This is a genomic window from Novosphingobium sp. 32-60-15 (assembly GCF_002280675.1).
In the GTDB taxonomy this organism is placed as follows: Bacteria; Pseudomonadota; Alphaproteobacteria; order Sphingomonadales; family Sphingomonadaceae; genus Novosphingobium.
Window position 1 is genome coordinate 17,676 of record NZ_NCEN01000010.1, and the last position, 26,387, is coordinate 44,062.

22 protein-coding genes are annotated in these 26,387 nt (G+C 60.6%); 6 read left to right on the forward strand and 16 right to left on the reverse strand.

Annotated elements, in window-relative coordinates; genetic code table 11:
• Positions 1-82 precede the first annotated feature (82 nt).
• The 3 genes from ruvA to B7Y89_RS09190 all read right to left on the reverse strand — a co-directional run bounded on the left by ruvA (position 83) and on the right by B7Y89_RS09190 (position 2,234).
• Entirely contained in the window at positions 83-697 is a 615-nt protein-coding gene (ruvA, locus tag B7Y89_RS09180) for a Holliday junction branch migration protein RuvA (protein WP_292937822.1), read from the reverse strand.
• Positions 698-749: 52 nt separating this feature from the next.
• The gene (locus tag B7Y89_RS09185) at positions 750-1,013 is read right to left on the reverse strand and encodes a hypothetical protein (protein WP_292937824.1); all 264 of its coding nucleotides are present in this window, start codon (positions 1,011-1,013) and stop codon (positions 750-752) included.
• A gap of 165 nt (positions 1,014-1,178) precedes the next feature.
• On the reverse strand, positions 1,179-2,234 hold the full coding sequence (locus tag B7Y89_RS09190; RefSeq protein WP_292937826.1) for a ribonucleotide-diphosphate reductase subunit beta: 1,056 nt from the start codon (positions 2,232-2,234) through the stop codon (positions 1,179-1,181).
• A 256-nt stretch (positions 2,235-2,490) separates the two neighbouring features.
• On the opposite strand from B7Y89_RS09190, the gene B7Y89_RS09195 reads away from it, so the two are divergent.
• A complete protein-coding gene (locus B7Y89_RS09195; protein ID WP_292937828.1) occupies positions 2,491-2,778 on the forward strand; it encodes a DUF2171 domain-containing protein in 288 nt (95 codons plus the stop codon).
• A gap of 83 nt (positions 2,779-2,861) precedes the next feature.
• On the opposite strand, the gene B7Y89_RS09200 is transcribed toward B7Y89_RS09195, so the two are convergent.
• Both B7Y89_RS09200 and B7Y89_RS09205 read right to left on the reverse strand, forming a co-directional pair.
• Complete coding sequence (locus B7Y89_RS09200; RefSeq protein ID WP_292937830.1) at positions 2,862-3,239, reverse strand: PepSY domain-containing protein; 378 nt, start codon at positions 3,237-3,239, stop codon at positions 2,862-2,864.
• A gap of 231 nt (positions 3,240-3,470) precedes the next feature.
• Entirely contained in the window at positions 3,471-5,474 is a 2,004-nt protein-coding gene (locus B7Y89_RS09205; RefSeq protein ID WP_292937832.1) for a ribonucleoside-diphosphate reductase subunit alpha, read from the reverse strand.
• A 495-nt stretch (positions 5,475-5,969) separates the two neighbouring features.
• Between B7Y89_RS09205 and B7Y89_RS09210 the strand changes: the two genes are divergently transcribed.
• On the forward strand, positions 5,970-6,218 hold the full coding sequence (locus tag B7Y89_RS09210; RefSeq protein WP_292937834.1) for a GlsB/YeaQ/YmgE family stress response membrane protein: 249 nt from the start codon (positions 5,970-5,972) through the stop codon (positions 6,216-6,218).
• 164 nt (positions 6,219-6,382) lie between these two features.
• On the opposite strand, the gene B7Y89_RS09215 is transcribed toward B7Y89_RS09210, so the two are convergent.
• Complete coding sequence (locus tag B7Y89_RS09215; RefSeq protein WP_292937836.1) at positions 6,383-7,891, reverse strand: YifB family Mg chelatase-like AAA ATPase; 1,509 nt, start codon at positions 7,889-7,891, stop codon at positions 6,383-6,385.
• Positions 7,892-8,246: 355 nt separating this feature from the next.
• Here B7Y89_RS09215 and B7Y89_RS09220 point away from each other — a divergent pair, with 355 nt between their 5' ends.
• A complete protein-coding gene (locus B7Y89_RS09220; protein WP_292937837.1) occupies positions 8,247-8,963 on the forward strand; it encodes a hypothetical protein in 717 nt (238 codons plus the stop codon).
• A 16-nt stretch (positions 8,964-8,979) separates the two neighbouring features.
• On the opposite strand, the gene polA is transcribed toward B7Y89_RS09220, so the two are convergent.
• Positions 8,980-11,817, reverse strand: coding sequence for a DNA polymerase I (polA, locus tag B7Y89_RS09225; RefSeq protein WP_292937839.1), 2,838 nt, complete (start codon positions 11,815-11,817; stop codon positions 8,980-8,982).
• Positions 11,818-12,096: 279 nt separating this feature from the next.
• On the opposite strand from polA, the gene B7Y89_RS09230 reads away from it, so the two are divergent.
• Positions 12,097-12,285 carry a hypothetical protein gene (locus tag B7Y89_RS09230; protein WP_292937840.1) on the forward strand — a complete coding sequence of 63 codons (189 nt, stop codon included), beginning with the start codon at positions 12,097-12,099 and terminating at the stop codon, positions 12,283-12,285.
• A 150-nt stretch (positions 12,286-12,435) separates the two neighbouring features.
• Here B7Y89_RS09230 and B7Y89_RS09235 read toward each other — a convergent pair whose 3' ends face one another.
• The 8 genes from B7Y89_RS09235 to hisS form a co-directional block, all read right to left on the reverse strand.
• On the reverse strand, positions 12,436-13,404 hold the full coding sequence (locus B7Y89_RS09235; RefSeq protein ID WP_292937842.1) for a serine hydrolase: 969 nt from the start codon (positions 13,402-13,404) through the stop codon (positions 12,436-12,438).
• A 183-nt stretch (positions 13,405-13,587) separates the two neighbouring features.
• On the reverse strand, positions 13,588-14,226 hold the full coding sequence (locus B7Y89_RS09240) for a hypothetical protein (RefSeq protein ID WP_292937844.1): 639 nt from the start codon (positions 14,224-14,226) through the stop codon (positions 13,588-13,590).
• A 137-nt stretch (positions 14,227-14,363) separates the two neighbouring features.
• Complete coding sequence (metK, locus tag B7Y89_RS09245; RefSeq protein ID WP_292937846.1) at positions 14,364-15,587, reverse strand: methionine adenosyltransferase; 1,224 nt, start codon at positions 15,585-15,587, stop codon at positions 14,364-14,366.
• Between the two features lie 41 nt (positions 15,588-15,628).
• On the reverse strand, positions 15,629-17,212 hold the full coding sequence (lnt, locus tag B7Y89_RS09250) for an apolipoprotein N-acyltransferase (RefSeq protein WP_292937848.1): 1,584 nt from the start codon (positions 17,210-17,212) through the stop codon (positions 15,629-15,631).
• Positions 17,213-17,273: 61 nt separating this feature from the next.
• Positions 17,274-18,317 carry a DUF4167 domain-containing protein gene (locus B7Y89_RS09255; protein WP_292937850.1) on the reverse strand — a complete coding sequence of 348 codons (1,044 nt, stop codon included), beginning with the start codon at positions 18,315-18,317 and terminating at the stop codon, positions 17,274-17,276.
• A 252-nt stretch (positions 18,318-18,569) separates the two neighbouring features.
• Entirely contained in the window at positions 18,570-19,433 is an 864-nt protein-coding gene (prmC, locus tag B7Y89_RS09260; protein WP_292937851.1) for a peptide chain release factor N(5)-glutamine methyltransferase, read from the reverse strand.
• Positions 19,434-19,442: 9 nt separating this feature from the next.
• On the reverse strand, positions 19,443-20,507 hold the full coding sequence (prfA, locus tag B7Y89_RS09265; RefSeq protein WP_292937852.1) for a peptide chain release factor 1: 1,065 nt from the start codon (positions 20,505-20,507) through the stop codon (positions 19,443-19,445).
• Between the two features lie 241 nt (positions 20,508-20,748).
• Positions 20,749-22,071 (reverse strand): histidine--tRNA ligase, encoded by a 1,323-nt coding sequence (hisS, locus tag B7Y89_RS09270; RefSeq protein ID WP_292937854.1) that lies wholly within the window; start codon positions 22,069-22,071, stop codon positions 20,749-20,751.
• Between the two features lie 103 nt (positions 22,072-22,174).
• Between hisS and B7Y89_RS09275 the strand changes: the two genes are divergently transcribed.
• Together B7Y89_RS09275 and ppa are read left to right on the forward strand one after the other, a co-directional pair.
• Positions 22,175-24,154 carry a peptidase M61 gene (locus B7Y89_RS09275; RefSeq protein WP_292937856.1) on the forward strand — a complete coding sequence of 660 codons (1,980 nt, stop codon included), beginning with the start codon at positions 22,175-22,177 and terminating at the stop codon, positions 24,152-24,154.
• A 266-nt stretch (positions 24,155-24,420) separates the two neighbouring features.
• Positions 24,421-24,960 carry an inorganic diphosphatase gene (gene ppa, locus B7Y89_RS09280; protein ID WP_292937858.1) on the forward strand — a complete coding sequence of 180 codons (540 nt, stop codon included), beginning with the start codon at positions 24,421-24,423 and terminating at the stop codon, positions 24,958-24,960.
• Positions 24,961-25,025: 65 nt separating this feature from the next.
• On the opposite strand, the gene B7Y89_RS09285 is transcribed toward ppa, so the two are convergent.
• Positions 25,026-26,372, reverse strand: a complete 1,347-nt coding sequence (locus B7Y89_RS09285) for a TldD/PmbA family protein (protein WP_292937860.1) — start codon at positions 26,370-26,372, stop codon at positions 25,026-25,028.
• Positions 26,373-26,387: the final 15 nt, after the last annotated feature.

The following is a 26,387-nucleotide window of genomic DNA, read 5'->3' on the forward strand; positions in this document are numbered from 1 at the left end:
ATCTGCACGAATTCTGTGGCTTCGTTAGCAAGCCAGCCGCCAGCAAGGCCGACGACAAAAAGGAGTAGGCCAAGACTGCGCCTCACCCCGCCGCCCTCTTCAGCGCCACGCGCACAAGGTCGTTCAGCCCTGCATCCTCACCTAGTTCCTCGACCGCTTTGGCGACTGCTGTGCTGGCGACCAATGGCTTGAAGCCCAGATTCTGCAAGGCCGAGATTGCATCGGCGCTGGCCGAGCCTGGCAGGGTATAGCCGATGTCTGCGTCCATGCCTGCGGGTGAGGCATAGCCTGCGAGGCCGCCTGCCTTGTCCTTCAACTCGTTGACGATGCGGCTGGCGAGTTTGGGGCCGACACCGTTGGCGCGGGCGACCATGGCGGCATCGCCGTTGGCGCAGGCGCGCTGCAATTCTTCAATGGCCAGCGCAGAGAGGATGGCCAGCGCCACTTTGGACCCTACGCCCTGCACTGCTGTCAGCAGGCGGAACCATGCGCGTTCGCCCGCGCTGGTAAAGCCGATCAGGCGCTGGTCGGTCTCGCTCACCTGCATTTCGGTGTGGACGACGACTTTATCGCCGCGAATGCCGAGATGGGTGAGCGTCTTGGCCGAGCATTGCACGAGGTAGCCGACGCCGTTCACGTCAATCACGGCCCAATCGGGGCCTGTATCATCAAGGATGCCGGTGAGCTTGGCGATCATGGTTTGTTCCTATGCACTGCGCCGTGCGCCCGCGCAAGCCCACCGCCAAAACTCAAGGCTCTGGCGAGGCGCGGTCAATCATATCCATGAAGTTGCGCGCGGCATCGCGGTCTTCCGGATCTTTGAACGCCACGTCCAAATCAGGTGCGGCCGACAGCATATAAAGCAAAGACCACATCCCGAACCGCCGCGCGCGGTCTTTCTCCAGCCCGAAGTCTACCAGCATGTGTTCAACGCCTGCCTCAAGCGCGGCAGGCGTGGCAGCGGCAAGGTCATCGGTCCAGAAGTACCGGCGCATCTGGTCATCAAATTCCATGGGCGGTGCCTATGCTATGCTCGAAGCGTGCGCAACGGTCGCGCCATATTCGGCGATTGCCTAATGCCCATCCCCAACCTTTCTCGCAGGCGGGAAGGGGGCAAGAATACAAAAAAGGCGGCGCATCGCTGCGTCGCCCGTTTCGTAACTAACAAAATGGCAGAATTACTCCGCCGCGATCCCGGCGCTGCCGAACATATCCACCTCAACCTCAAGCGGCGCTGCTTCATTCGCGGCTGATTTCGCATTGCGGCGCTTGTCGAAGCTGCTCCAGACCGTGTTCCAGTCGCCCTTCGTGGCGGCCTTGGAATATTCTGTGGCGCGGGTTTCGAAGAAGTTGGCGTGTTCTACGCCGTTGAGCAGCGGGGCGAGCCAGGGGAGGGGGTGGTCTTCGATCATGTAGACCGCGGGCAGGCCAAGCTGGCTGAGGCGCCAGTCGGCGATGTAGCGGATGTAGCGCTTGATTTCCTTGGCGCTCATGCCGGGAACCGGGCCCTGTTCGAAGGCCAGATCGATGAATGCGTCTTCAAGGCGCACCGTCTTCTGGCAGCAATCGATGATGTCTTCCTTCACCGCCTTGGTCAGGCAGCCGCGCTCGGCCACGAAGGCATGGAACAGCTTGGTGATGCCTTCGCAGTGCAGCGATTCATCGCGGATCGACCATGTGACGATCTGGCCCATGCCCTTCATCTTGTTGAAGCGCGGGAAGTTCATCAGCATGGCAAAGCTGGCGAACAATTGCAGGCCTTCGGTAAAGCCGCCGAACATCGCCAGGGTGCGCGCAATGTCTTCGTCGTTATCAACGCCGAATGTCTGCAAATAATCGTGCTTGGCCTTCAGCTCCTCATATTCGAGGAACATGCCATATTCGCTTTCGGGCATGCCGATGGTGTCGAGCAAGTGGCTGTATGCGGCGATGTGCACGGTTTCCATGTTGGAAAACGCCGCCAGCATCATCTTCACTTCGGTCGGCTTGAACACGCGGCCATATTGTTCGTGGTAGCAGTTCTGCACTTCCACGTCGGCTTGCGTGAAGAAGCGGAAGATCTGCGTGAGCAGGTTGCGCTCATGCTCGGAAATCTTCTGCGCCCAATCGCGGCAATCTTCGCCCAATGGCACTTCTTCGGGCATCCAGTGGATCTGCTGCTGGCGCTTCCAGAATTCATAGGCCCAAGGGTATTCGAAGGGCTTGTATGTCTTGCGGGCTTCAAGAAGTGACATGATCGGGCGTCCTGTATTGATTCTGGTAATATAGGGATGGGTTGGGTGCGGGCAAAGCGCGCGAAGGTGCTTGGCCGTGGATAGCGGTGCGGTTTCGGCATGCCTTGAAGGACAGGGCCTTGAAGGACAAATTTCGCGCCATTGGTGTGCGGCGGTGGAATATTGCGGAACGGGCAGGGCCGCTGGCGGTTCTGGTCACAAGGCCGCCGGATGCTCCGGGAAGGCCAGACGTTACTGATACCGCAGGAGATTTGCCATGGGCGAACATCAAACCGAAAACGCGAACGCCGACTGGTCGGCGCATATCCGCGAACACATGGAAGTGATCGGCGCGGATGGCACGCATGTGGGCACCGTGGATGGCATCGTCGGCCACCGCATCAAGCTGACCAAAGCGGAAAACGATGCGGGGCATGAAGGCGGCACCCATTCGGGCCACCATCATTACCTGTCGTGCGGGCTGGTCGCCGAAGTTGAGGGCGACAAAGTCCGCCTTTCGGCCAACGGCGCCGTTGCGCACGGCCTGTTTGAAGAAGAAGAGTAAGTTTTCGGGTGAGGGGGCAGGACTTAAGTCAGGCCCTCCCCCGACCCCTCCCGCAAGCGGGAGGGGGGAAGAAGCGCAGCCCCCTACTTCCAGAACATGCCCGGCTTGATTCCCCGATCCTTGCGGTTCTTCCACATCGTGAAATACATCCACAGGCCCGAAATGCTGAAGAACAGCAGGGCAAAGCCGGTCATCAGCGAGATTGCGGTGCCGACGGGGCCAAATTCCTCGCCCGAATGCAGGTGATGGAACCAGCCGACCAGCGACTTCACCCCGCCCGGAGGTGCCTTGGGCCGGCACATCATGGTTTCGGGGCAGACGAAGCCCGCAGGGACGGGCGGCGGTCCGGCCTGTTCGCCCGCTGGCCAGAGGGCAGTCACGTGGCTGGCGACGCCGGTGAAGGCCATCCACAGCATGAACACGCCGAAAAATACCGTGATCCACCGGTGCCACTTGCGCATGATACGAAACCTTTTGATAATGCGAATAGATCGCAGAACTAGACAAAACCGCCTTAGCGGGCTTGACTGGGATCGTGCAAGCAGGATTGCTATTGGACATAGCCGGACTGACCGGCAAGCCGCGAAATGTCGTGATTTGTAACGCCGGGACACCTCCCGGCAGCCGGTCGGACGTCTTGGGACGTGCTATGACTGCCGGGGTAGGCATGAAGTTACCTCAAATATAGAGAGTTACTGACAGGCGAGGCATTCCTCGTAGTCCGTCTCGGCTGCGGCCAGTTCCATCACGGGGGCGGCGGCGGTGTTGTCAGCCTCGACCCCACCGGCAAAGCCTGCGCGCTGCACGGACTTTGAACGAAGGTAATAGAGGCTCTTGATGCCGCGTTCCCATGCCTGGAAGTGGAGCATCATCAGATCCCACTTGTCGACGTCTGCCGGTATGTAAAGGTTCAGCGACTGCGCCTGATCGATATAGGGCGTGCGGTCTGCAGCGAATTCCAGCAGCCAGCGCTGATCGATTTCGAAGCTGGTCTTGAAAACCGCCTTTTCCTCGGGGCTGAGGAAATCGAGGTGCTGGATCGAACCGCCGTTTTCAAGGATCGTGTTCCACACATTGTTGGAATCCTTGGATTTTGCGGCCAGCAGCTTTTGCAGGTAGGGGTTCTTGACCACGAACGAGCCCGACAGCGTCTTGTGCGTATAGATGTTCGCCGGGATCGGTTCGATGCAGGCCGATGTACCGCCGCAGATGATGCTGATCGATGCGGTAGGCGCAATCGCCATCTTGCATGAAAAGCGCTGCATTACGCCCATGTCTGCAGCATCGGGGCAAGGCCCGCGTTCTTGCGCCAGCATCAGCGAGGCTTCATCCGCCTTGGCCGCGATGTGCTTGAACATCTTGAGGTTCCACGCCTTGGCCATGGCGGATTCAAAGCCGATGCCCTTCATCTGCAGGAACGAATGGAAGCCCATCACGCCCATTCCGACGCTGCGTTCGCGCATCGCGGAATACTTGGCGCGGTCCATCACGCTGGGCGCGCGGTCGATGTAATCCTGCAGCACGTTATCCAAAAAGCGCAGCACGTCTTCGATGAACAGCTTGTCACCGTTCCATTCGTCCCACGTTTCAAGGTTCAGCGATGACAGGCAGCACACTGCCGTACGGTCATTGCCAAGGTGGTCGCGGCCGGTGGGCAGGGTGATTTCCGAACACAGGTTCGATGTCGAAACCTTCAGCCCCAGATCGCGGTGATGCTTGGGCATCATGCGGTTCACGGTATCGGCAAAGACGATGTAGGGTTCGCCCGTGGCAAGGCGGGTTTCGACCAGCTTCTGGAACAGCGAACGCGCATCCACCGTGGCGCGGATCGACCCGTCCTTGGGGCTGCGCAAGTGATGTTCGCGGCCATCGCGCACGGCTTCCATGAAATCGTCGGTCAGCAGCACGCCGTGGTGCAGATTCAAAGCCTTGCGGTTGAAATCGCCCGAAGGTTTGCGGATTTCGAGGAACTCTTCGATTTCGGGGTGGCTGACATCCAAATAGCAAGCCGCCGAACCACGGCGCAGCGAACCCTGGCTGATCGCCAGCGTCAGCGAATCCATCACGCGCACGAACGGGATGATGCCGCTGGTCTTGCCGTTCAGTCCGACCGATTCACCAATGCCGCGCACCTGGCCCCAATATGTACCGATGCCGCCGCCGCGCGAGGCGAGCCAGACGTTTTCGTTCCACGTGGCAACGATGCCTTCAAGGCTGTCATCGACCGAGTTGAGATAGCACGAGATCGGCAACCCGCGACCGGTGCCGCCGTTGGACAGCACGGGCGTGGCCGGCATGAACCACAGCTTTGAAATGTAATCATACAGGCGCTGGGCGTGTTCCTGATCATCGGCATAGGCATCGGCCACGCGCGCGAACAGATCCTGATACTTTTCACCGGGCAGCAGATAGCGGTCGTCCAGCGTATCCTTGCCGAAATCGGTCAGGCGCGCATCACGCGAATGATCGGTGACGATGGTGAACCGGCGCGGATTGACCTTCTTGGAATCGCTGACGGGTTCAGCCGCAGCAATCGCCGCTGCTGCAACGGTTGCCGCCATTCCGGCGACCAGCGCATCGCTGCCAGCGTCCTGGGTATTCATATCAATTGCCTTTGTTTCTCCGGCAGTTGCCTGTTCAGCAAGAGCCAGTTCGTCCTGTGCAGCCACCACGCCGTCTCCGGTTCTGAAATCCACGTCGCAACCCCTGTATCAATGCCCGCGCGAAGCGATCAGGCATGTCGTCCAATCCGAATCAGGGCTGTTGCCCCGACATAGCGAATTTGGAACACATCAGGAACATATTTCCCGACAGAACCGCATCGCAGCATTCACAAATCGCGGGCGAGCGCGCATTCGCAGTGACAAATCTTTGCCAAACTGCGCAAAAACGCGGCTCGAAGCCCAAAAACAAGGTCTAGAGGTTCCCCCGAAGCCCAACCACAACCTATAGTGCCTTAACCACATTCTCGCACAAGGGGGTAATGGTGCTGAGGGGGACTCGATTCGTCGCAAGCCCGATTCGCTTCGTCGCTTGACGGCTTATGCTGCAGTGCAGCGACGCGTGGAAGAAGCGGCAGTTCAAGTGCCAAATGTCATCAACTGAAATATATTTGGTGCACGTCAGCAAATTGTGGACAAGAACCGGTCAACAGACACCATATGCTGTGTCCACAGAAATGGAGCGCCAGCGTGCTGAATATTCTTTCGATCGTTTTTACCGGGTTGATCGTCGGTGTGCTCGCACGGTTCTTTTATCCGGGCGCTGTCGACATCGGGCTGTTCAAGACGATCCTGCTGGGCGTTGGCGGTGCGCTGATTGCGGGCCTGTTTGCCAGTTGGCGCAGCAGCGGCAACTTTGGCGATGGCGTGAACCGCGCGGGCTGTCTGGCCTCGGTCGTTGGCGCGATGCTGCTGATCCTTATCGGGCGTAGCTTGTAATTCTTGTTTCGCGCAGAGGCGCAGAGGAAGCAGAGAGCACAGAGACGCTGCAAACTGCGGCGAAGCCGCCTTGCGTTCTCAACCTTGCCTCAAATGGCAATAAAACGGCGTGCAGCGCAAAATCTCTCCGATCTCTGCTCCCTCCGCGCCTCTGCGCGAAACATCTAAGCCCGAGGCGCGACTCTGCGATAGCTGAGCGCTTCGGCGATGTGGATACGGCCCACGGTGTCTGCGCCGCCCAGATCGGCGATGGTGCGCGCGACGCGCAGCATGCGGGTGTAGCCGCGCGCTGACAGCCGCATCGCTTCGGCGGCTTGGGCCAGCAGACGGCGGCCTGCCTCATCAGGCGTGGCGTAAGTATCAAGCAGTTCGGCATCGAGTTCGGCATTGGTGCGACGGCCTGTACCTTCCAGCCGCGCAGTCTGGATGGCGCGGGCGCGGGCCACGCGGGCAGCCACCTGGTCCGATCCCTCGGCAGGCGGGGGCAGCGCGAGATCGGCGGCAGAAACCGGATCAACCTCGACGTGCAGATCGATCCTGTCCAGCAGCGGGCCTGATACCTTGGATTGATAGTCGGCGGCACAGCGCGGGGCGCGGCTGCACCCCAGCGCGGGATCGCCCAGATGCCCGCAGCGGCACGGGTTCATTGCAGCGATGAGCTGAACGCGCGCGGGGAAGGTGACATGGGCATTGGCGCGCGCCACGGTCACCTCGCCGGTTTCGAGCGGTTGGCGCAGCGAATCAAGCACGGCGCGCTGGAATTCGGGCAATTCGTCAAGGAACAGCACGCCGAGGTGCGCCAGGCTGACTTCGCCGGGGCGCACTTTCAACCCGCCGCCGGTTAACGCCGCCATAGAAGCCGAATGATGAGGGCTGCGGAATGGCCTTGCGCGGCTGATCCGGCCATCCTCAAGCGTTCCTGCCACCGATGCCACCATTGATACTTCCAGCGCCTCGGCAGGCGTCAGTTCGGGCAGGATGCCGGGCAGGCACGATGCCATCAGCGATTTGCCCGCTCCCGGCGGCCCGCTCATCAACAAGTTGTGCGCGCCCGCCGCGGCGATTTCGAGCGCGCGCTTGGCGGTTTCCTGTCCCTTCACCTGTTTCAGATCGGCGCGGCGGCGCGGCGGTTCGGCCTCACCCTGTTTCGGTGCGGGCAGGCGGTGCGTACCCTTCAGATGATTGAGCAGGCCGACCAGATCGGGCGCGGCGATCACATCGATCCCGCTGGCCCAGCGCGCCTCCGGCCCTTGCGCGGCGGGGCAGATCAGGCCTTTGTCCTGTCCGCTGGCATGAAGCGCCGCCAAAAGCACACCGGGCGATGGCAAAACGCGACCATCCAGCGCCAGTTCGCCTACCGCCACATAATCGGCAATCTGTTCCAGATCGACCACGCCCATCGCTGCCAGCAACGCCAGCGCCACGGGCAGATCATAGTGCGAGCCTTCCTTGGGCAGGTCGGCGGGCGACAAGTTCACGGTGATGCGTTTGGGCGGCAGCGCAAGGCCAAGCGCCGAAAGTGCCGATGACACCCGCTCCCGGCTTTCTCCCACCGCCTTGTCTGGCAAGCCCACCAGCTTGAACGCGGGCATCCCCGGCGCAACCTGACACTGCACTTCGACGCTGCGCGCCTCCAGCCCGAGATAGGCGACCGTCGATACCAGCGCGACCATGAACTCTCCAATCCGCTAAGGGTCATTGCTTAGGCAAGAGGCAGAGGGAAGCGATTGCGGCGCATTGCCGCCATTTTCGAAGCATTAAAGTGTTTCGCGCAGAGACGCCGAGGAAGCAGAGGGCGCAAAGATGCCGCGCTAACGGCAAAGCCGCTTGGTCAACTCCCGGCCCGTTGCAACTATGTTCACAAAACAGGAAAGGCCTGTCGGAACAGCGCACATCCCTGCGGCCTCTTTTTCCTTTGCGCCTCTGCGCGAAACGGAATCCAACGCAAAACAGGCAAATATTAAAGTAAACGCAACTTAACTGCTTTCCTTGGCAATTCGGCAAGGCGGGCTGGCGGATTAACACTTCATGTTCCGCCGCCTGATCCTTCCTGCCCTTGCCGCGCTGCTGGCCTGCCAGCCCGTTGCGGCGCGCGAGGTATTTACCCGTACCTGGGTGGAAAACGGCGTCAAATGGACCGAGACGACCGTTGTCGAGGTGGAAGAGGCAGGGTCTGAACGTCTGGTCGGCCTGCACCAGCCGCCTGCGCGCCCAGGGCTTACTAATAAAGGGGTGGCCAACTTCGGGCCGTTCACGGTGCTGGACGATACCCGCGCCGCGCTGGTAGCCGAAACCGACAGCTATTCGCCCGCCGATTTCCAGAAGATGCTGCGCGCCTATCCCGGCATCGCTGTACTGGAAATGGCCGATTGCCCCGGCACCGTGGATGACTTCGCCAATCTGCGGCTGGGCCGGATGATCCGCGCGCGCGGCATTGCAACGCATGTGCCCGATCATGGCTCGGTGCGTTCAGGCGCGGTTGAGCTGTTCCTTGCAGGAGCCACCCGCAGCGCCGCGCCGGACGCAGCGTTCGTGGTCCATTCATGGATTGATGAAAACGGGCGCGAACCTGATGACTTTGCCGCCAGCGATCCGGTCAACAAGGCTTACGTCAATTACTACCGCGAAATGGGCCTGACCGGAGACAATGCCGCAGCGTTCTATGCGCTGACCAATTCGGTACCGCATGAAGATGTGCTGATGCTGGGCACGGCCGATCTGGCAAAGTTTGCGGCGTTGAATTGACCCCACGGCGCCAACCTTAATGCGCCGCTCCCCACGATAGCCCCGTCCCGATCTCGACCCCCAAAGGTACTGTCAGCTTCACCGAAGGTTCCGCCGCCGTCGCCATCACGCGTTCAATGACGGGCCGTGCCGCATCGACATCGCCCGCAGGCAGTTCGAACACCAGTTCGTCGTGCACTTGCAGCAGCATCTTCACATGGCCCAGGCCCGCCTCTGCCAGAGCGGGCATCATGCGGGCCATCGCGCGCTTGATGATATCTGCGCTGGTGCCCTGAATGGGGGCGTTGATCGCGGCGCGCTCGCTGCCCTGCCGTTCGGCCTGATTCTTCGATCCGATGCGCGGGAACCACGTCTTGCGGCCAAACAGCGTTTCGGAATAGCCGCGCTCGCGAACGCTTTCCAAGGTATCGTGAATGTAGCGCTGGATGCCGGGGAAGCGTTCGAAATAGCGGTCGATCATCGCCTGGGCTTCATCCGCGCTCACGCCCAGCCGACCGGCAAGGCCCCAGCGGCTGATGCCATAAAGGATGGCGAAGTTGATCGTCTTGGCGCGGCCGCGCGTATCGCGGTCTACCGTGCCGAACATCTCCATTGCGGTGCGCGAATGGATGTCCTCGCCTGCCGCGAAGGCTTCCTTCAATGCGGGCACATCGGCCATGTGCGCGGCAAGGCGCAGTTCGATCTGGCTGTAGTCTGCCGCCAGCAGCACATTGCCCGGTTCGGCCACAAAGGCATCGCGGATCTGACGGCCGATTTCGGTGCGGATCGGGATGTTCTGCAAATTGGGATCATTGGACGACAAGCGTCCGGTCTGCGCGCCGACAAGGCTGTAGCTGGTGTGGACGCGGCCCGTATCGGGGTTGATCGCAGCTTGCAGCGCATCGGTATAGGTCGATTTCAGCTTGGACAATTGCCGCCATTCCAGCACCAGCGTGGCAACGCTCGCGCCTTGCGCTGCAAGGCCTTCCAGCACCGACTGGTCGGTGGAATATTGGCCGGTCTTGCCCTTCTTGCCGCCCTTGTAGCCCAGCCTTTCAAACAGCACTTCGCCCAGCTGCTTGGGGCTGCCGATCGAGAAGGTTATGTTGGCCTCTTTGTGGATCACGCCTTCGAGCCGCGCGATCTGCGTCGCGAATTCGGCGGAGAGGCCTGCCAGACGTTCACGATCCACCTTTATGCCGTTGCGCTCCATCATGGCGACAACGGGCACCAGCGGGCGGTCTACGCGGGTGTAAACGCGGGTTCCGCCCTCTTCGGCCAAGCGGGGGCTGAACAGGCGGTGCAGCCGCCATGTGACGTCTGCATCTTCTGCGGCATAGCGGGTGGCATCGGGCAGGGGTACTTCGGCAAAGGAGATAGCCTTTTTGCCGCTGCCGCAAAGGTCTTTGAACGTCATCGTGGCGTGGCCAAGGTGTCGGTCGGACAATTCGTCCATACCGTGCCCGGCCATGCCCACCTCGCCGCGCCCCGCATCAAGGCAGAAGCTCATCACCATCGTATCGTCGATGGGTGCAACTGCGATGCCGTGGCGGGCCAGCACGTTGAGATCATATTTGATGTTCTGCCCGACTTTCAGCACCGCATCGCTTTCCAGCAGCGGCTTGAGCAACGCCAAAGCGGCGGCCTTGTCCACTTGTGCGGGCTTTTCGGCGAACATATCGGTCCCGCCGTGGCCCAGCGGGATGTAGCACGCCTGATTGGGGCCGGTTGCAAGGCTGACCCCGACCAGATCGGCGCGCATCGCATCGAGAGCGCTGGTTTCGGTATCCACCGCCACCACCCGCGCAGCAAATGCGCGCGCGATCCACTGTTCAAGATCAGCGATGGTCTGGACGCAAACGTATGATTCGCGATCAATCGCTGGCCAAGCGGGCAGGGGGCGCACCGTGCCGACAGGAGTGGCAGGCGCGGCGGCATTGTCTGCCTTGGCAGGGTTCAGCTGCGTTTTGGGGCCGGGGCTGCCCTGCCCGCCATCCAGACGCCGCAGCAGGCTGGTAAAGCCGTGCTCGGTCAGGAACGCGGCCAGCGGATCACGCGGGATCTGGCCCAGCTTGAAATCCTCCAGCGCTACAGGAAGCGGGCAATCCTCTTTCAACTGCACCAGCACACGCGAAAGGCGGGCCATATCGGCCTGCTCGATCAGGCTCTCGCGCAGCTTGCTGGCTTTCATCGCAGGCGCGGCGGCCAGCGCCGATTCAAGATCGCCGTGTTCTTGGATCAGTTTGGTCGCGGTCTTCGGGCCGATCCCGCGAATGCCGGGGACATTATCAACCGAATCACCCATGAGCGCGAGCACATCGCCGACTCGTTCAGGCTCAACCCCGAACTTTTCGACCACTTCGGCCACATCGATTCGCAGATTCTTCATCGTATCGAGCATGTCGACACGCCCGCCGCCCTCGGAACAGGTGCCGACAAGCTGCATCAGATCCTTGTCCGATGAAACAATCGTTACGTCCCAGCCGCGCAAACTGGCAGCGCGCGCGTAAGAAGCGATGATGTCGTCGGCCTCAAGCGCTTCCTCCTCGATGCAGGCGAGGCTGAAGGCGCGCGTGGCATCGCGGATCAGCGGGAATTGCGGCACCAGATCTTCGGGCGGAGGCGGGCGGTTGGCCTTGTATTGATCGTATAAATCGTTGCGGAACGACGTTCCGGCTTTGTCCAGAATCACGGCCAGGTGGGTCGGGCCATCGGCTTTGTGCAGGTCTTCGGCCAGTTTCCATAGCATCGTGGTGTAGCCATAGACTGCACCAACCGGCACCCCTGCCGGGTTCGTCAACGGGGGCAGGCGATGATAGGCGCGGAAGATGTAAGCCGAGCCGTCGACCAGATAAAGATGCTGCTTTTCGTCCATCACGGGGTGTTAGCAGGGCGATGCGGCTGCGTCATCGGCATTGCACACAACAGGACTAACAAGATTTTGGCGGGCGCAAATATGGCCTGAACGCTAGAGATTCAGGCGAAAAAAAGGCATTCCCGCCCGAAGGATAGGCGGGCTGTGACACCTTATTGTCGTGTTATGCTTGCAAGCTGATGAATTGCCGATTAATTGGGCCTAGAAGTCTACCGGCTGAGTAGGCTTTGCGGCGGGCTGCGTGCCCGGCGCGGTTCACTTCAATCCAGGGATTGTAACATGCGCAAGCTCATCCTCGCCGCCGTTGCCGGCACTGCCTTCGCTCTCGCTGGCTGCTCGGAAAAGCCAGCTGAAGAAGCTACTGAAGCTGCTATCGAAGCAACTGAAGCTGCTGCTGACGCTTCGGCTGCTGCCGTTGACGCTTCGGGCGCTGCTTCGGAAGCCGCTTCTGAAGCTGCTGCTATGTAATCTTCCCGCAAGGGATGATTATAAGAGTTTAAGGGGTGTGGCCTTCGCGGGTCGCGCCCCTTTTCTCTGTCTGCGTGTTTGATACGCGCACCAAAAAACGCCGCGTCAGCACAGGCTGCGCGGCGGTTTTGATTGCAGTGTCCGGGAAGATCAGCGGCGGCGGACGATGTCCTGCGTGCCATTCATCACAGGCTGGCTGTAGCCATCATAGATGGTGCGCATCATCCGTGCGATCAGCTTGGCATGGGCTGCATGGCCTTCAGGCCCGGTGACAAAGAATGCCACGGCCAGATGACGCCCGTCAGGCAGGCGGACAATACCCACGTCATCTGTCACGCCCCAAAGCGTACCGGTTTTGTGCGCCACCAGCGTGCCTTCGGGCAGGCCTGCACGGATGCGGGTCTTGCCTGTGCTGGTGCGGGTCATCGTATCCAGCAGAACAGCGCGGCTTTCAGGGCTTAAAACGCCACCGCGATCAATCGCGGCCAAAAGCGCGATCATGGCGCGAGGGGTGCTGGATGTGCGGGTATCAATTACGCGGGCAGGATCAACTTTGCCGTCATCGCGCACCAGCGTGGCCATGGTATGGTCGAGTCGCTGGCCGGTTATCCCGTTGCGGGTCAGCCACCGGTTGACGTTTTCATACCCTCCGACAACATTGATCAGGCCGTCCGTTGCCTCATTGTGGCTGCGGGTGATCATCAATTCCATAAGGCTTTGTGCGGTCATGACCGTGCCTTCGCGCAGCGGTGCAACCGGGCCCAACTGCCCGGTTTCGCGCACGCGAAGCATCATCGGGAACTGCTGGTCCAGCCGGTATGTGCCCTTTTCAACCTGCTCAAGGAACGTTGCCGCAACGGCGATCTTAGCGGTGCTGGCCATCGGGAACGGCATGTCGCCATTCACAAAAACCTGTCCGCCACCATCAAGGTCCATCGCCGCAACACCGATTCGGCCACGGCCTTCTGCGGCGATTGCGGCTATCTGCTGCTGGATATACTGATCGCGCTGGTCAAGAACGGAATTTTGCGTCCGGCTCTGCACGGCAGGAACAGTTGCGACAAGCGCGGGCACTGCGGTGAACAGTGCGGCGATGATCCTAGCGGTGCGGAACTTCATATCGGCGGTATATCCCGAACCTGGTTTATGCGACTTTAACAAGCCTAACGCATTGCGATTTATGCGCAAAGTGCCTTTCGGTACGCTCTGGCGCGGATATCGCCCACTTTGCCGATGGCGTATCCATCCGCCGGGAACAAAATGCGCCGTGCTGAACCATTTTAGCCGCTGTTTTGGCCGTTCTCATTCAAACAGCCGGTCAAACCAACTGCGCTTCGGAATTGCTGTGATGCCGCATGCCGGTTCCAGGGTGACTACCGAAGCATGATTTTCGTTTGCAAACAGGCTTTCAACCACGGCCTGAACGGTGATTCGCTTACCCCTTGATGGACGATACGATGGCTTGGCCACGCCATAGACCAGCGCGGTGCCGTCCCCGCTCCATTTCCCGTCAAAAAACAGCGCTTGTTCCAAACGGCGGCGTGCCAGCAAGGCAGCAGGGCGTGCCCAATCAAGCATCGCCTTGCGCGCCCCTGCACGATCCCCGGCGACAAAGCGCTTGATCCAACTGGCGCGGCCAATGGCACCCGTGTTCCAGTGAAACGACAGGGCTGCTCCCAGTTCAGGTTCGGTCGGTTCATAAGTGCCAAATGCGGCCAGAACGGGGGGCAGGTACCTTTCGCGCAAGAGCCACAGATAGACGCCGATGCAGTGTTCCAGCGGCTGCGGCTTGTCCTTGTAGCGCGGGTAAACCTTATGGCCTGATGCATCGGTTATTCCCACGCTCCACGTCCACACACCCACGCTGTCTTTGTAGGCTTCGGTGACGATCCCTTCGTGGGCAATCAGTTCAAGGGCAATCCGTGGGGTGATGTCGCGCATGGTCCGGCTCCGCCAAAAGCCAGTGTGGTGGCGCGCAGGGTGTCTTGTAGGAAAGCAGAGATGAAACCCATCACAAGGAAACGGCCCGCATCCCGAAGGACACGAGCCGCCATTGCTTTGCGCAATGCGTTGATCAATCAGGCAATTGCAGCCTTCAGGTCATCGACCAGATCAAGCCGTTCCCACGGGAAGAAATCGCCCTCAGGCTTGCGGCCAAAGTGGCCATAAGCTGCCGAGGGCTGATAGATCGGCTTGTTCAGGCCAAGGTGGGTACGGATGCTGCGCGGGGTCAGGCCGCCCAGCTTGCTGATGCCCAGAATTGCCTGTTCGATCTTGTCGTCAGCCACCGTGCCGGTGTCGTGCGTGTCGACATAGAGCGAGAGCGGCTGTGATACGCCAATGGCATAGGCGATCTGGATCGTGCAGCGGGTGGCAAGGCCAGCGGCCACCACGTTCTTGGCAAGATAGCGCGTGATATAGGCGGCCGAACGGTCAACCTTGGTCGGGTCCTTGCCCGAAAACGCACCGCCGCCATGCGGGGCTGCGCCGCCGTAAGTGTCGACGATGATCTTGCGTCCGGTCAGGCCCGCATCGCCATCAGGACCACCGATTTCGAACGCGCCGGTCGGGTTGATGTAATACTTGGTGTCACGCAGCAGCACGGGCGGGATCACGTCGGCAACCACGCGCTTCACATAGGCTTCGAGTTCGGCATACTTGGCCGGATCAGCGTTTTCACCGGTCAGGCAATAGCCTTTGGCGTGCTGGGTAGATACCACAACCGCCGTGGCGGCCACAGGCAGCGACCCTTCGTAGCGCAAGGTAACCTGGCTCTTGGCGTCAGGTTCAAGGAATGGCGCGACGCCCGAATGGCGATCTGCAGCCATGCGCTCAAGGATCTTGTGGCTGTAATACAGCGTGGCAGGCATCAGATCGGGGGTTTCATCTGTCGCGTAACCGAACATGATGCCCTGGTCGCCTGCGCCTTCGTCCTTGTTGTCACCGGCATCAACGCCTTGCGCAATTTCGGCGGACTGGCCGTGAAGGTTGTTTTCAAAGCGAAAGCTCTGCCAGTGGAAGCCTTCCTGCTCATAACCGATGCGCTTCACCGTTTCGCGCACAGTGGCTTCGATTTCCTCTTGCGCGCCGGGCGACCATGCCCCGTCTTCGTAAACGCCCTTGCAACGGATTTCGCCAGCCAGAACAACAAGTTGCGTCGTCGTCAGGGTTTCGCAGGCAATGCGCGCTTCGGGGTCTTTTGAAAGAAACAGGTCAACAATTGAATCGCTGATCTGGTCAGCAACCTTGTCAGGGTGCCCCTCGGAAACGCTTTCGGAAGTAAACAGGTATTCTGTGCGCATTGCCAGCCTCATATAAAGAAAGCTTTATGTCTGGCTTGGCTCTAGCGCTTTCGGGTGGTGCTGGCAACCAGCGCGATGACAAGAAGCACTACGGACCAGACAAGAACCATTGCGTTACCCATTTTGGCAAACAGCGTTGGCACATGCGGCGGGGGCACGAACCCATCGATTCGCCCGGCCTTTCTCAGCGGCAGAAAGCGGCGCACTACGCCGTCGGCATCAATCACTGCGCTTATCCCTGTGGTGGTTGCGCGCAAGACCGGCAGTCCTTCCTCGATCGCGCGCATCCGGGCTTGGGCCAGATGTTGCGGCGGTCCCCATGAACCGAACCAGCCATCGTTTGAGGGATTGAACAGGTATTCCGGGCGGTTCGCGCGATCAACCACTTGGCCCGAAAAGATGATTTCATAACAAATCTGTACGCCAACTTTGCCGTGTGGGCCAAAATCGATGGTGCGAGGCCCCGGCCCGGACAGGAAATCAAGGCTGCCCGCCACAAATCGCGAAAGGCCAATCGGCTCGAGCCATTCGCGCATTGGCAGATATTCGCCGAACGGCACCAGATGCGCCTTGGCATAGCTACCGCGTATTGCGCCTGTATCATCCAGCGCGGTCACCACGTTGTAAGCGCCTTTGGCTTTCCCGTCCTTCATGGCGATGTCGACAGCTCCGGTCAGCAGCAGGCTGCCGGGGCCAATGACCCGCCCGATCCGCTCGCGCGCCAAAACCGGGTTGGCGGCAAATGTGGTATCTTCATACCAGAACTGGGGATAGCCGGTGCGCAGGAAATCGGGCACGCCGCTTTCCGGCCAAAGCACCAGGCGCCGGGTTCCGCGCTGGCGGGGGAGCGAGAGCGTGGCAGTATCGCGGAACTGGTTTTCGTAATTGGCAGGGTCATTCAGGACTTCCTGCCGTACGTCCGGCTGGACCAGCGTGAACGGCAGCGTACCCTCGCGCCGCTCTGCCCCCATCATCGCACTGCCCAGCGGCAGGACCATCAGCACAGCGGGGCCCAGCGCATAAGCCGCAGCGGCCCATTTCTGGCCCTTGTTCCATGATCTTATCGCAAACAGCCACCAACCGCCCAATAGAACGACAAAGCCGGAAAGCGCATAAGTGCCGGTCCATTGTGCCAGCAGGGCAAGTCCGGGCCGGTCGAATCCGCCCAGCGTCACCATGCCAAGCGGGTTCCACGCAAAGCCCGTGAACAGCATTGCCCGCAACCATTCGCTCATGATCCAGCAAGCCGCAAATGCCGGTAGCAATGCCGCGCTGCGCGTGCGTGCAAGCCACCAGCCACCGACCGTGGCGATGGCCGGGAAGATCGCGAGATAAAGCGCGATCAGCACGACGGCGATCATGCCCAGCCATTTCGGCATTTCGGCTTGATAGGTGAAGGCCGTGGCGATCCAGCCATTGCCCGCAGTGAACAGGCCAAGCCCGAACAACCAGCCCGACAGCAACGCCTGGGGCCAGGTTTTGACCACGTACAAACGGTGGAGCAGATAAGCCAAAGCCGCGAGCGTCAGCGGCCATAGGCCCAACGGTTGAAAGCCGGTTGCAGCAAGTGCACCGGCGGCAATGGTGTAAAGTTGCGGGCGGGGGGGCGTGATCAATCGCAGCATGCCCAACCGCTATGGGGTGCGCCGGGGCCGACCGCAAGCGGCCAGCCCCAAGCGTCACACCTCAGCCTTCAACAGGCAGCGGATTTTTGCGCGGACGGCCACGCTTTTTGGGCGCAGGAGCCGCGTCATCACTGGCAGCGGCCTCAACAGGGTCTGCGGCAACAGGTGCCGGAGTGGGAACCGGTGCCGGTTCTGGCTCTGGCTCGCTACGCAGGCTGATCGAAGGCGGCAGGCTTGATGGATCAAGCGCGGCGGGCGCATCATCGTGATCACGCTCACGTTCAACGCGCGGGCGGCGTTCGGTGCGCGGACGCAAGCCACGTGCAGGGCGGGCATCGCGAACAAACGGATTGTCGTTTGCATCAGCGACAGGTTCACCCTCAATCGCGGGAATGCCTTCACCGGGCAGGGCCGCAACCGCAGCAACCTGGGGCTCTGCGTCGCGTTCGCGCGAACGATCAAACCGGCGGTTGTCGCGTGGACGATCTTCACGTGGACCACGATCTTCGCGGGGTGTCCGATCTTCACGCGGTCGGTCATCACGCTGGCGGTCCTGGCGCGGACGGTCTTCACGATCTTCACGAGGCCTGTCGTCACGGGGCCGATCATCGCGCTGGCGGTCGCCACGGGGACGATCATCGCGTTGACGGTCCTGGCGCTGGCGGTCTTCGCGATCCTCGCGTGGCCGATCGTCACGGGGGCGCTCATCACGGGGACGCTCTTCACGCTCCTGGCGCGATGGTGCGCGTTCGAACGCGGCGTAATCGCCTTCTGCGCTGAATTCGTTGTTTTCTTCCTCGCCGTCCTGTTCCTGCCAACGTTCGCCGTTGGGACCAAGGGGGCGGGTGCGCTGATCTTCGGTGCGGACACGGCTGTCGGCAATCACGCGGAAGTAGTGATCGGCAAATTGCAGATAGTATTCGGCCTGCACGCGGTCACCGTTCAGGTGCGCGTCCGATGCAAGTTTGCGATACTTCTCCAGCATTTGGGGGGCATTGCCCCGTGCGCGGCTGTCGATCCGGTTGAGCTGCTGCCCGCCATTCTGGGGGCGACCGTTATTGGTGCGCCCGCGACGGCGGTTGTTACCACGATTGTTGTTATTCAACTTCAGGCACTTCCTTGTTTGGGGGCGGCCCAACTGGAATTCAGGCCCATCTGGAATGCAGGTTAAACCCGTATTGCCGTGCTACCCGTTAGCCGCGCAATCTCCACCACCGGTTCAGCCCATCATTGAAGACGGGCGAATCGGGGTTCCCAGCATCTGCTCTCGTCCCGGCCCCTTTGGCCGTTCATCCCTGCAAATGGTGAGGTAGGCAAGATCGGGAAGCCATCATCCGCTCTTTACCTAGGTACACGGTTAGTCGTCTGCCGCGGCCTTGCCAAGAGGAATTATGCGGTTTTTCGCCATTTCTATCGCGCGGGGCCGTCCGGCAAGGTCATGGTGCAAAATTGCCGCGAAATTTGAAGCCCTTGCCAGCGCAATGACGGGCTCTGCCTGCGTCCAGCCAATCTCGACCATGGCGATCCCGTCATCGGCCAGCAAAAAGGGCAATTGCGGGATCAGCAATCGATAATCATCCAGCCCGTCAGCCCCTGCAAACAGCGCTCCCGCCGGTTCATGCGCCCGTACTGACGGGGCAAGGTCCGCCGCATCTTCAACATAGGGCGGATTGGCAAGAATCAGGTCAAACGCGCCCAGCCCGTCGTTCCAGCCCGCTTTTGTCCAGTCGGCCTGCAAAAACCGCGCATTTGGCGCATGTCGCGCCCCATTTGCAGCAGCGATGGCCAGCGCCTCTGGCGAACGGTCAATCCCGATGCCTTCGGCTTCGGGCCAGATTGACAGGGCGGCAAGCAGCAGCGCGCCCGACCCTGTACCCAGATCAAGAATGCGCTGCGGCGGATGGCTGGCCAATCTTTCGCGCGCTGCGTCAATCAGCGTCTCGCTATCGCCGCGCGGGATCAGCACAGCGGGGCTGACCGCCAGATCAAGGCCATAGAACTCCTGATGACCCACGATATAGGCCACCGGTTCATGCGCCAACCGGCGTTCAACCAGCGCGGCAAAGCTGGCTGGCACATCGGCCTGCATGTGGCGCAACAGCACATCGGATCGCGAACAGCCCAACGCGTGTGCCATCAGCACTTCGGCGTCCAGCCGCGCCGTATCGCTGGTTTGCGCAAGGCGGGCAGCGGCCTCGCGAATGGCTTGGGCTACGGTCACGCCGTCGCCTCAGCCATCCATCGAGGCCAGCCGCTTGGCCTGATCCTCGGCAATCAGCGCGTCGACCAGTTCGCCCAGCCCAACACCCTCCAGCACTTCAGGCAAACGATGCAGCGTCAGGTTGATGCGGTGGTCGGTCACGCGGCCTTGCGGGAAGTTATAGGTGCGGATGCGTTCAGACCGGTCGCCCGATCCGACCATCGCCTTGCGCGCCTCGGCCTCTTCGCCTTGCGCGGCATCGCGCTGCGCTTCGAACAGGCGGGCGCGCAGAACCTGCATCGCCTTGTCCTTGTTCTTGTGCTGGCTGCGCCCGTCCTGGCAGGTGACGACCGTGCCGGTGGGCAAGTGGGTGATGCGCACCGCCGAATCGGTGGTGTTCACATGCTGCCCGCCCGCACCGCTGGCGCGATAGACGTCGATCTTCAGATCCTTGTCCTCGATCCGCACGTCAACTTCGTCAGGTTCGGGCAGAACGGCGACAGTGGCGGCAGAAGTGTGGATGCGCCCGCCCGATTCGGTAACAGGCACGCGCTGCACGCGGTGGACGCCGCTTTCGAACTTCAGCTTGGCGAAAACCCCATTGCCCGCAACATTGGCGACCACTTCCTTGTAGCCGCCGATGTCATTGGCGTTGACCGAGACGACTTCCACCCGCCAGCCTTGCTCTACAGCATACTTTTCGTACATGCGAAACAGATCGGCAGCGAACAGCGCTGCCTCATCCCCGCCGGTGCCCGCGCGGATTTCCAGCATGGCCGGGCGGCTGTCAGCCGAATCGCGCGGCAGCATGGCAATGGCAAGGCGGTGTTCGGCTTCCGGCAATGCGGCGTTGATCCGCGCCAGCTCTTCCTCGGCCAGTTCACGCATGTCTGGATCATCAAGCGCGGCAAGGCTGGTGATTTCCTCACGCATCGCCGCGATTTCCTGCGCGATGCGGGCGACGGGTTCAAGCTCGGCATAATCTCGGCTGGCGGCAATAAAGTCCGCGCCTTCCAAAGTGCCTGAACCCAGCCGCGCTTCCAGTTCGGCAAAGCGGTGGGTGATGTGGCCAAGGCGGGTGTCGGAAACGCTCATGCCACACCCCCACACTTCGTCATCCCGGGCTTGACCCGGGATCCCGCTTGTTGATCAGCCGCCGCGAAAAGAACAGCGGGACCCCGGGTCAAGCCCGGGGTGACGGGGGTATTTGACCTCTCCGAGAAACCGTCATGCTGAACTTGTTTCAGCATCCATCCCTCCGCAGGCGATGGGGGTGCACGGGGAGAGATGGACCCTGAAACAAGTTCAGGGTGACGGTGGGTTTAAAGAGCACCATTTAGCCTTCGCCAGATAAGCTGGTATAAGGCGCAGGAAGGCGTGCAAGGATATTGAACAAGTCATCCATCGCGTCACCTTGACTTCCCTTTACGTTCGTCAGGTGAAGTCGATCTTCGGGTTTTTCACCTTCACGCACGAAAAGGATCGCGTCGACTTTTTCTTTCTTCGCTTTCTCGGCCAACTTTTTACCTTGGCCTTTGAAAGACGTCCAAATGTAGTAGTCGCTATTGCGATCTGGTCGAGTGCTGACTGAGCGCAGGTGCGCTGCGATTCTGTCTGCCTCGTCCCTCATTGAAGGTGAGTCTGGCACAATTGCGAACACCGGCGTCGGGTCAAAATTAACACTTTCGCCACCCACCAGCATCGCCAGCCGCTCGATCCCCGCAGCCCAGCCGACTGCAGGCGTCGCAGGCCCGCCCAGTGCTTCCATCAACCCGTCATAGCGGCCACCGCCGAGCACGGTGCCTTGCGCGCCCAGCCGGTCGGTGACGAATTCGAACGCGGTGTGCCGGTAGTAATCGAGGCCGCGCACAAGTGTGGGGGCGCGGGTCCAATCCACGCCTGCTGCGTCCAGACCGGACGTCACCTTGCCGAAAAAGTCCTGCGCCTCGGCGGAAAGGTAATCATCAATCTTCGGCGCGTTGCCCGTGAACACCTTGTCGCGCGGGTCTTTGGAATCGAGGATGCGTAAGGGGTTGCGTTCCAGCCGGTCCTGCGAATCTTCCGACAATTCCGCAGCATGGGCGCGGAAGTATTCGATCAGCGCGGCGCGCCATGCATCGCGGCTGGCGCCATCGCCCAGTGTGTTCAATTGCAGCGTCACGCCGTCGGCAATGCCCAGTTCTTTCAGCAACTGGTCCGCCATCACCAGCAATTCCACGTCTGCTTGCGGTTCGGCTGCGCCGATCACTTCGGCGTCAAGCTGATGGAACTGGCGGTAGCGGCCCTTTTGCGGGCGTTCATAGCGGAACAGCGGGCCGTGCGTGGCCACTTTCAACGGCGCATATTGCTGCCAGCCATCGGTGATGAAAGCGCGGGCAATGCCTGCTGTAAATTCCGGGCGCAGCGTTAGCGATTCCCCGCCGCGATCCTCGAACGAATACATTTCCTTGGACACAACATCGGTCGTCTCACCCAGCGAACGCGAAAAAACCGCTGTTTTTTCAAACACCGGCATTTCAACGCGGCGGAAGCGGTAGAGCTTGCGCACGCGTTCGAATGTTTCGACGACAAAGGCGAAAGCCTCGGCATCGGCACCGAAAATGTCCTGCGTGCCACGGATAGCCTGAGGGGTCGGAATATTTGGGGTTTGTTGGCTCATGATGGCTGCGCGATTAGCCGCATTCGCGCCAAACGAAAAGCACTGTCAAAAAGGTGTGCAGATATGGTTGCGGATGCGACCGCTTCGGGCCATGAATTGCGTCATGAAAAAGACACACCCCATCAAAGCTCTCGTGGCGTCCGCCCCGCTCCTCCTCGCCCTTTCGGTATCAACCCTTGCCATGGCGCAGAACTCTGCTCCCGTGGCCGTGCCGATCACCCAGACGGTGCCCGATGCCCGCGATGTGGCCTATCCCGGCACGATGACGCTGGATATCGATGCGTCCGATGTTGCACGCGGAGCCTATCGCGTCACGCAAACCATTCCGGTGGCAGCAGGCGCGAAAGAGCTGATCCTGCTTTATCCGCAATGGCTTCCGGGCAACCACGGCCCGCGCGGCACCCTGTCCGAACTGGTTGGCGTGCAGTTCTATGTTGATGGCAAGCCGGTTGAATGGAAGCGTGACCGGGTTGAGGTATTTGCGTTCCATGTGATGCTGCCTTCAGGGGCAAAGGACGTGGTTGCCCGGTTCATCCACACCTCGCCCATCACGTCGGCTGAAGGGCGCATCACGATGACGCCCGAAATGCTGAACCTGCAGTGGGAAAAGATGAGCCTCTATCCCGCCGGACACTATGTGCGGCAGATCAAGGTGAAGCCGACCGTGACCTTGCCGCAGGGCTGGACCGCCGCCACGGCGCTGGATGGCCTGAGCATCGCGGGCAACCGCGCCACCTGGGCCGTGACCGATTACGAAACGCTGGTCGATTCGCCGATCTTTGCCGGCAAGAATTTCCGCAAGTGGGATCTGGGTCAGAACGTCACGCTGAACGTCGTTGCAGACAAGGCAGAGCATCTTGAAGCCAAGCCCGAACATATCGATGCGCACAAGGCGCTGGTGACCGAAGCCAAGCTGGCATTCGGCGCAAACCACTTTGACCATTACGAATTTCTGCTCGCGCTGTCTGACAAGATTGGCGGCATCGGCCTTGAACATCACCGGTCGAGCGAAAACCAGCTTGAGCCTGAAGCATTTACCGAATGGGGCAAGCAGGAGTGGGACCGTAACCTGCTGCCGCATGAATATGCGCATTCATGGTCGGGCAAATTCCGGCGCCCATCGCGGCTTTGGACGCCTGATTATCGCCAGCCGATGCAGGGGGACTTGCTGTGGACCTATGAAGGGCAGGACCAGTTCTGGGGCGCCGTATTGGCGGCGCGGTCAGGCATGCAGGGCAAAGACATTGTGCTCGGCATGCTGGCGGCGTGGGCGGGCGGCTTTACGCAGCAACCGGGCCGTGATTGGCGTTCTGTTGAAGATACCGGGTTCGATCCGGTGTTCGCGTCGCGCAAGCCAAAGCCGTTTGCCTCGCTCGCGCGGAACGAAGATTACTACACCGAAGGCGCGCTGGTGTGGCTGGAGATCGACCAGATCCTGCGCGAAGGCACCGGCGGCAAGAAATCCATCGATGATTTCGCACAGTCCTTCTTTGGCATGCGTCCGGGCGATTACGGACAGATCCCGTTCGAGGTGGACGAGATCGTGACCAAGCTGAATGCGCTCTATCCCTATGACTGGGCCAAGCTGATCGACACCCGCATCAATCAACCGGGCCAGCCCGCACCGCTGAACGGCATTGAAAAGGGCGGCTACAAGCTGGTGTGGAAGGAAGAGCCCAACCCGTACATGAAGGCCGGAATGGACTTCGGCAAAGGCCTCAGCCTTGCCAATTCGGTCGGCATTTCCATCGACAAGGACGGCAAAGTCACCGGTACGCGGTGGGACAGCCCCGCGTTCAACGCCGGAATCGTCACCGGCACACAGATCATGGCCGTAAACGGCATGGCTTATAGCGCTGACGATATGAAAAAGGCGGTGACCGCAGCCAAAGGCGCTTCGGGCAAGCCGATTGAATTGCTGACCAAGCGCGGCAGCCGGTTTGAAACGGTCAAGATCGATTACAAGGATGGCCTGCGCTATCCATGGCTGGAGCGCGTAGCCCCCGGCAAAGCCCCAACCGGCCTCGATCTGCTGCTTAACCCCAAGCGTTCCGGCGCGGCGGTGGCTGCAAAAAAGAAGTGAGCGCCTTGATTTAAGTAATTGTATTTTATGTAAATGCTGACGCAGTAAACCCTCCCCGAGCCCCTCCCTTGACGAAGGGGTGCAAGACTTGTTGAGCCGGTGGCGAAATTGGTCACAGCGGGGAGGGTGCTCTGCCGACGCGATTGTTGTTGTCATGCCTGACAAAATTGGCTGAAAGTTAACTCAGCCATAAGTCTTGTTGCTGTATATCGGTGCCTTCGCTAGGGGCGAAACCATCGTTTCAATCAATTATACAGGCCGAACACATGCGCATCGACATGATTCCCACTGGCGACAATCCGCCAGAAAGCCTTAACGTAGTTATCGAAGTGCCCATCGGTGGTGAGCCGGTGAAGTATGAATTCGACAAGGCTTCGGGCGCATTGTTCGTTGACCGTATCCTGCACACGCCCATGCGTTACCCCGCAAATTACGGTTTTGTGCCGCACACGCTCTCGCCCGATGGCGATCCGCTGGATGCGCTGGTGATTGCGCGTTCGCCGTTTCTGGCAGGCTCGGTGGTCCGCGCCCGCCCCATTGCGGTGCTGAACCTTGAAGATGAGCATGGCGGCGATGAAAAGCTGGTCTGCGTTCCCGTCGACTCAACCTTCCCGTATTATTCGGACGTGAAGGAACGTGAAGATCTGCCTGAAATCGTGATGCAGCAGATCGAACACTTCTTTACCCACTATAAGGACCTGGAAAAGGACAAGTGGGTTCGCGTTGGTACATGGGGCGGCGCTGCCGATGCCCGTCGCATCACAATCGAAGCGATTGAACGCGCCAAGGCTGCCGAAAAGGCCTGATCCTTTTTGACTGGTAACAAAACGGCCGCCCAGTTTCTCCGAACTTGGCGGCCTTTTTGTGTCTATCAGTCGCCCGCGATGCTCATGCCGTCCACACGCAAGGTCGGCACATCGATCCCGCGATAGATTTCAAGGTCATTGGCAGCGGTCAGCGCGGCGAACATGTCGATCAGGTTACCCGCAACGGTGAATTCGGCAATTGATCCGGCCAGTTCACCATTGACGATACGAAAGCCTGAAGCGCCGCGGCTGTAATCGCCGGTCACACCGTTCACCCCGTGGCCGATCAGTTCGGTCACATATACGCCATCTGCAATGTCGGCCATAAGCTCCGCCGGGCTCAGCGTTCCTGCCGATAGCACCACGTTGCTGGCGGTAACATGCGGCGGGCCGGATGACCCGCGCGAGGCGTGGCCGGTCGGCTGGCTGTCAAGCTGGCGCGCGGCGGCAGAATCCATCAACCAGCCTGTGATCCGCCCGCCTTCAACCAGATTGCGCGCGCCGGTTGGCAGGCCTTCACCATCAAACGGGCGTGACCGCATTCCGCGCCGGACGTGGGGATTATCGGTGATGGTGATGGCGCTATCGAACAATTGCTGTTCATCGCGGTCGAGCAGAAAGCTGGCGCGCCGCGCGATGGACGCGCCCGACATTGCGCCGATCAGATGCCCGATTAGCGAATTGCCAACGCGCGGATCGAATACGACCGGCATTTGTCCGCTCTTCACCCGGCCCGGATTAAGCCGCGATACGGCGCGTGTCCCTGCTTCGCGGCCGATTTCGGCAGGGCCTTTGAGGTCCGCCGCATGGCGTGTGCTGCGCCAGGAATAATCGCGCTGCATCGTGCCGCCTTCGCCCGCGACGACGCTGGCCGAAATGCTGTGGCTCGATGCGGCATAGCCTCCGGAAAAGCCGTGGCTGGTGGCCAGTGCAAACAGCCCGCGCCCTGCGCTGGCGCCTGCGCCTTCGCTGTTAGTGACGCCAGCAATGCTGCGCGCGGCGTCTTCAGCCTCTTCGGCAAGGCGGCGCAAATCCATCGGGCTGCGTTCGGTCAGATCATCCAGATCAAGTTCGAGCGCGTCACCGCGCAACAGCATTTCCTCGGGGGCAAGACCTGCAAACTTGTCCGCAGGCGCCAGCCGGGCCATTGCCACCGCGCGCCTAGCCAGTTCATCCAGTGCCTCATCGCCAAGATCGGATGATCCGATTGATGCCGAAGCGCCATTGGCAAATACACGCAAACCGATGTGTTCGGATTCCGATCGTTCAACATCTTCCAGCGCGCCCAATCGCACCTGGACCGATTCGGAAGCGCTGGCGACATAGATCGCATCGCCTGCATCGGCCCCGGCGCGGCGCGCGCGCTCGATCAGCGCTTCGCAGCGCTCTTGAGCTTCGGCGGGTGATAGCATGAACAGGCCTTTCGC

Excerpts from the sequence above, each read along its gene's own strand:
- ruvA (WP_292937822.1), bottom strand. The coding sequence starts at position 697 with ATGATCGCCAAGCTCACCGGCATCCTTGATGATACAGGCCCCGATTGG.
- B7Y89_RS09185 (WP_292937824.1), bottom strand. The coding sequence starts at position 1,013 with ATGGAATTTGATGACCAGATGCGCCGGTACTTCTGGACCGATGACCTT.
- B7Y89_RS09190 (WP_292937826.1), bottom strand. The coding sequence starts at position 2,234 with ATGTCACTTCTTGAAGCCCGCAAGACATACAAGCCCTTCGAATACCCT.
- B7Y89_RS09195 (WP_292937828.1), top strand. The coding sequence starts at position 2,491 with ATGGGCGAACATCAAACCGAAAACGCGAACGCCGACTGGTCGGCGCAT.
- B7Y89_RS09200 (WP_292937830.1), bottom strand. The coding sequence starts at position 3,239 with ATGCGCAAGTGGCACCGGTGGATCACGGTATTTTTCGGCGTGTTCATG.
- B7Y89_RS09215 (WP_292937836.1), bottom strand. The coding sequence starts at position 7,891 with ATGGTCGCGCTGGTATCGACGGTCGCCTATCTCGGGCTGGAGGCGCGC.
- B7Y89_RS09220 (WP_292937837.1), top strand. The coding sequence starts at position 8,247 with ATGTTCCGCCGCCTGATCCTTCCTGCCCTTGCCGCGCTGCTGGCCTGC.
- polA (WP_292937839.1), bottom strand. The coding sequence starts at position 11,817 with ATGGACGAAAAGCAGCATCTTTATCTGGTCGACGGCTCGGCTTACATC.
- B7Y89_RS09230 (WP_292937840.1), top strand. The coding sequence starts at position 12,097 with ATGCGCAAGCTCATCCTCGCCGCCGTTGCCGGCACTGCCTTCGCTCTC.
- B7Y89_RS09235 (WP_292937842.1), bottom strand. The coding sequence starts at position 13,404 with ATGAAGTTCCGCACCGCTAGGATCATCGCCGCACTGTTCACCGCAGTG.
- B7Y89_RS09240 (WP_292937844.1), bottom strand. The coding sequence starts at position 14,226 with ATGCGCGACATCACCCCACGGATTGCCCTTGAACTGATTGCCCACGAA.
- metK (WP_292937846.1), bottom strand. The coding sequence starts at position 15,587 with ATGCGCACAGAATACCTGTTTACTTCCGAAAGCGTTTCCGAGGGGCAC.
- lnt (WP_292937848.1), bottom strand. The coding sequence starts at position 17,212 with ATGCTGCGATTGATCACGCCCCCCCGCCCGCAACTTTACACCATTGCC.
- prfA (WP_292937852.1), bottom strand. The coding sequence starts at position 20,507 with ATGAGCGTTTCCGACACCCGCCTTGGCCACATCACCCACCGCTTTGCC.
- hisS (WP_292937854.1), bottom strand. The coding sequence starts at position 22,071 with ATGAGCCAACAAACCCCAAATATTCCGACCCCTCAGGCTATCCGTGGC.
- B7Y89_RS09275 (WP_292937856.1), top strand. The coding sequence starts at position 22,175 with ATGAAAAAGACACACCCCATCAAAGCTCTCGTGGCGTCCGCCCCGCTC.
- ppa (WP_292937858.1), top strand. The coding sequence starts at position 24,421 with ATGCGCATCGACATGATTCCCACTGGCGACAATCCGCCAGAAAGCCTT.
- B7Y89_RS09285 (WP_292937860.1), bottom strand. The coding sequence starts at position 26,372 with ATGCTATCACCCGCCGAAGCTCAAGAGCGCTGCGAAGCGCTGATCGAG.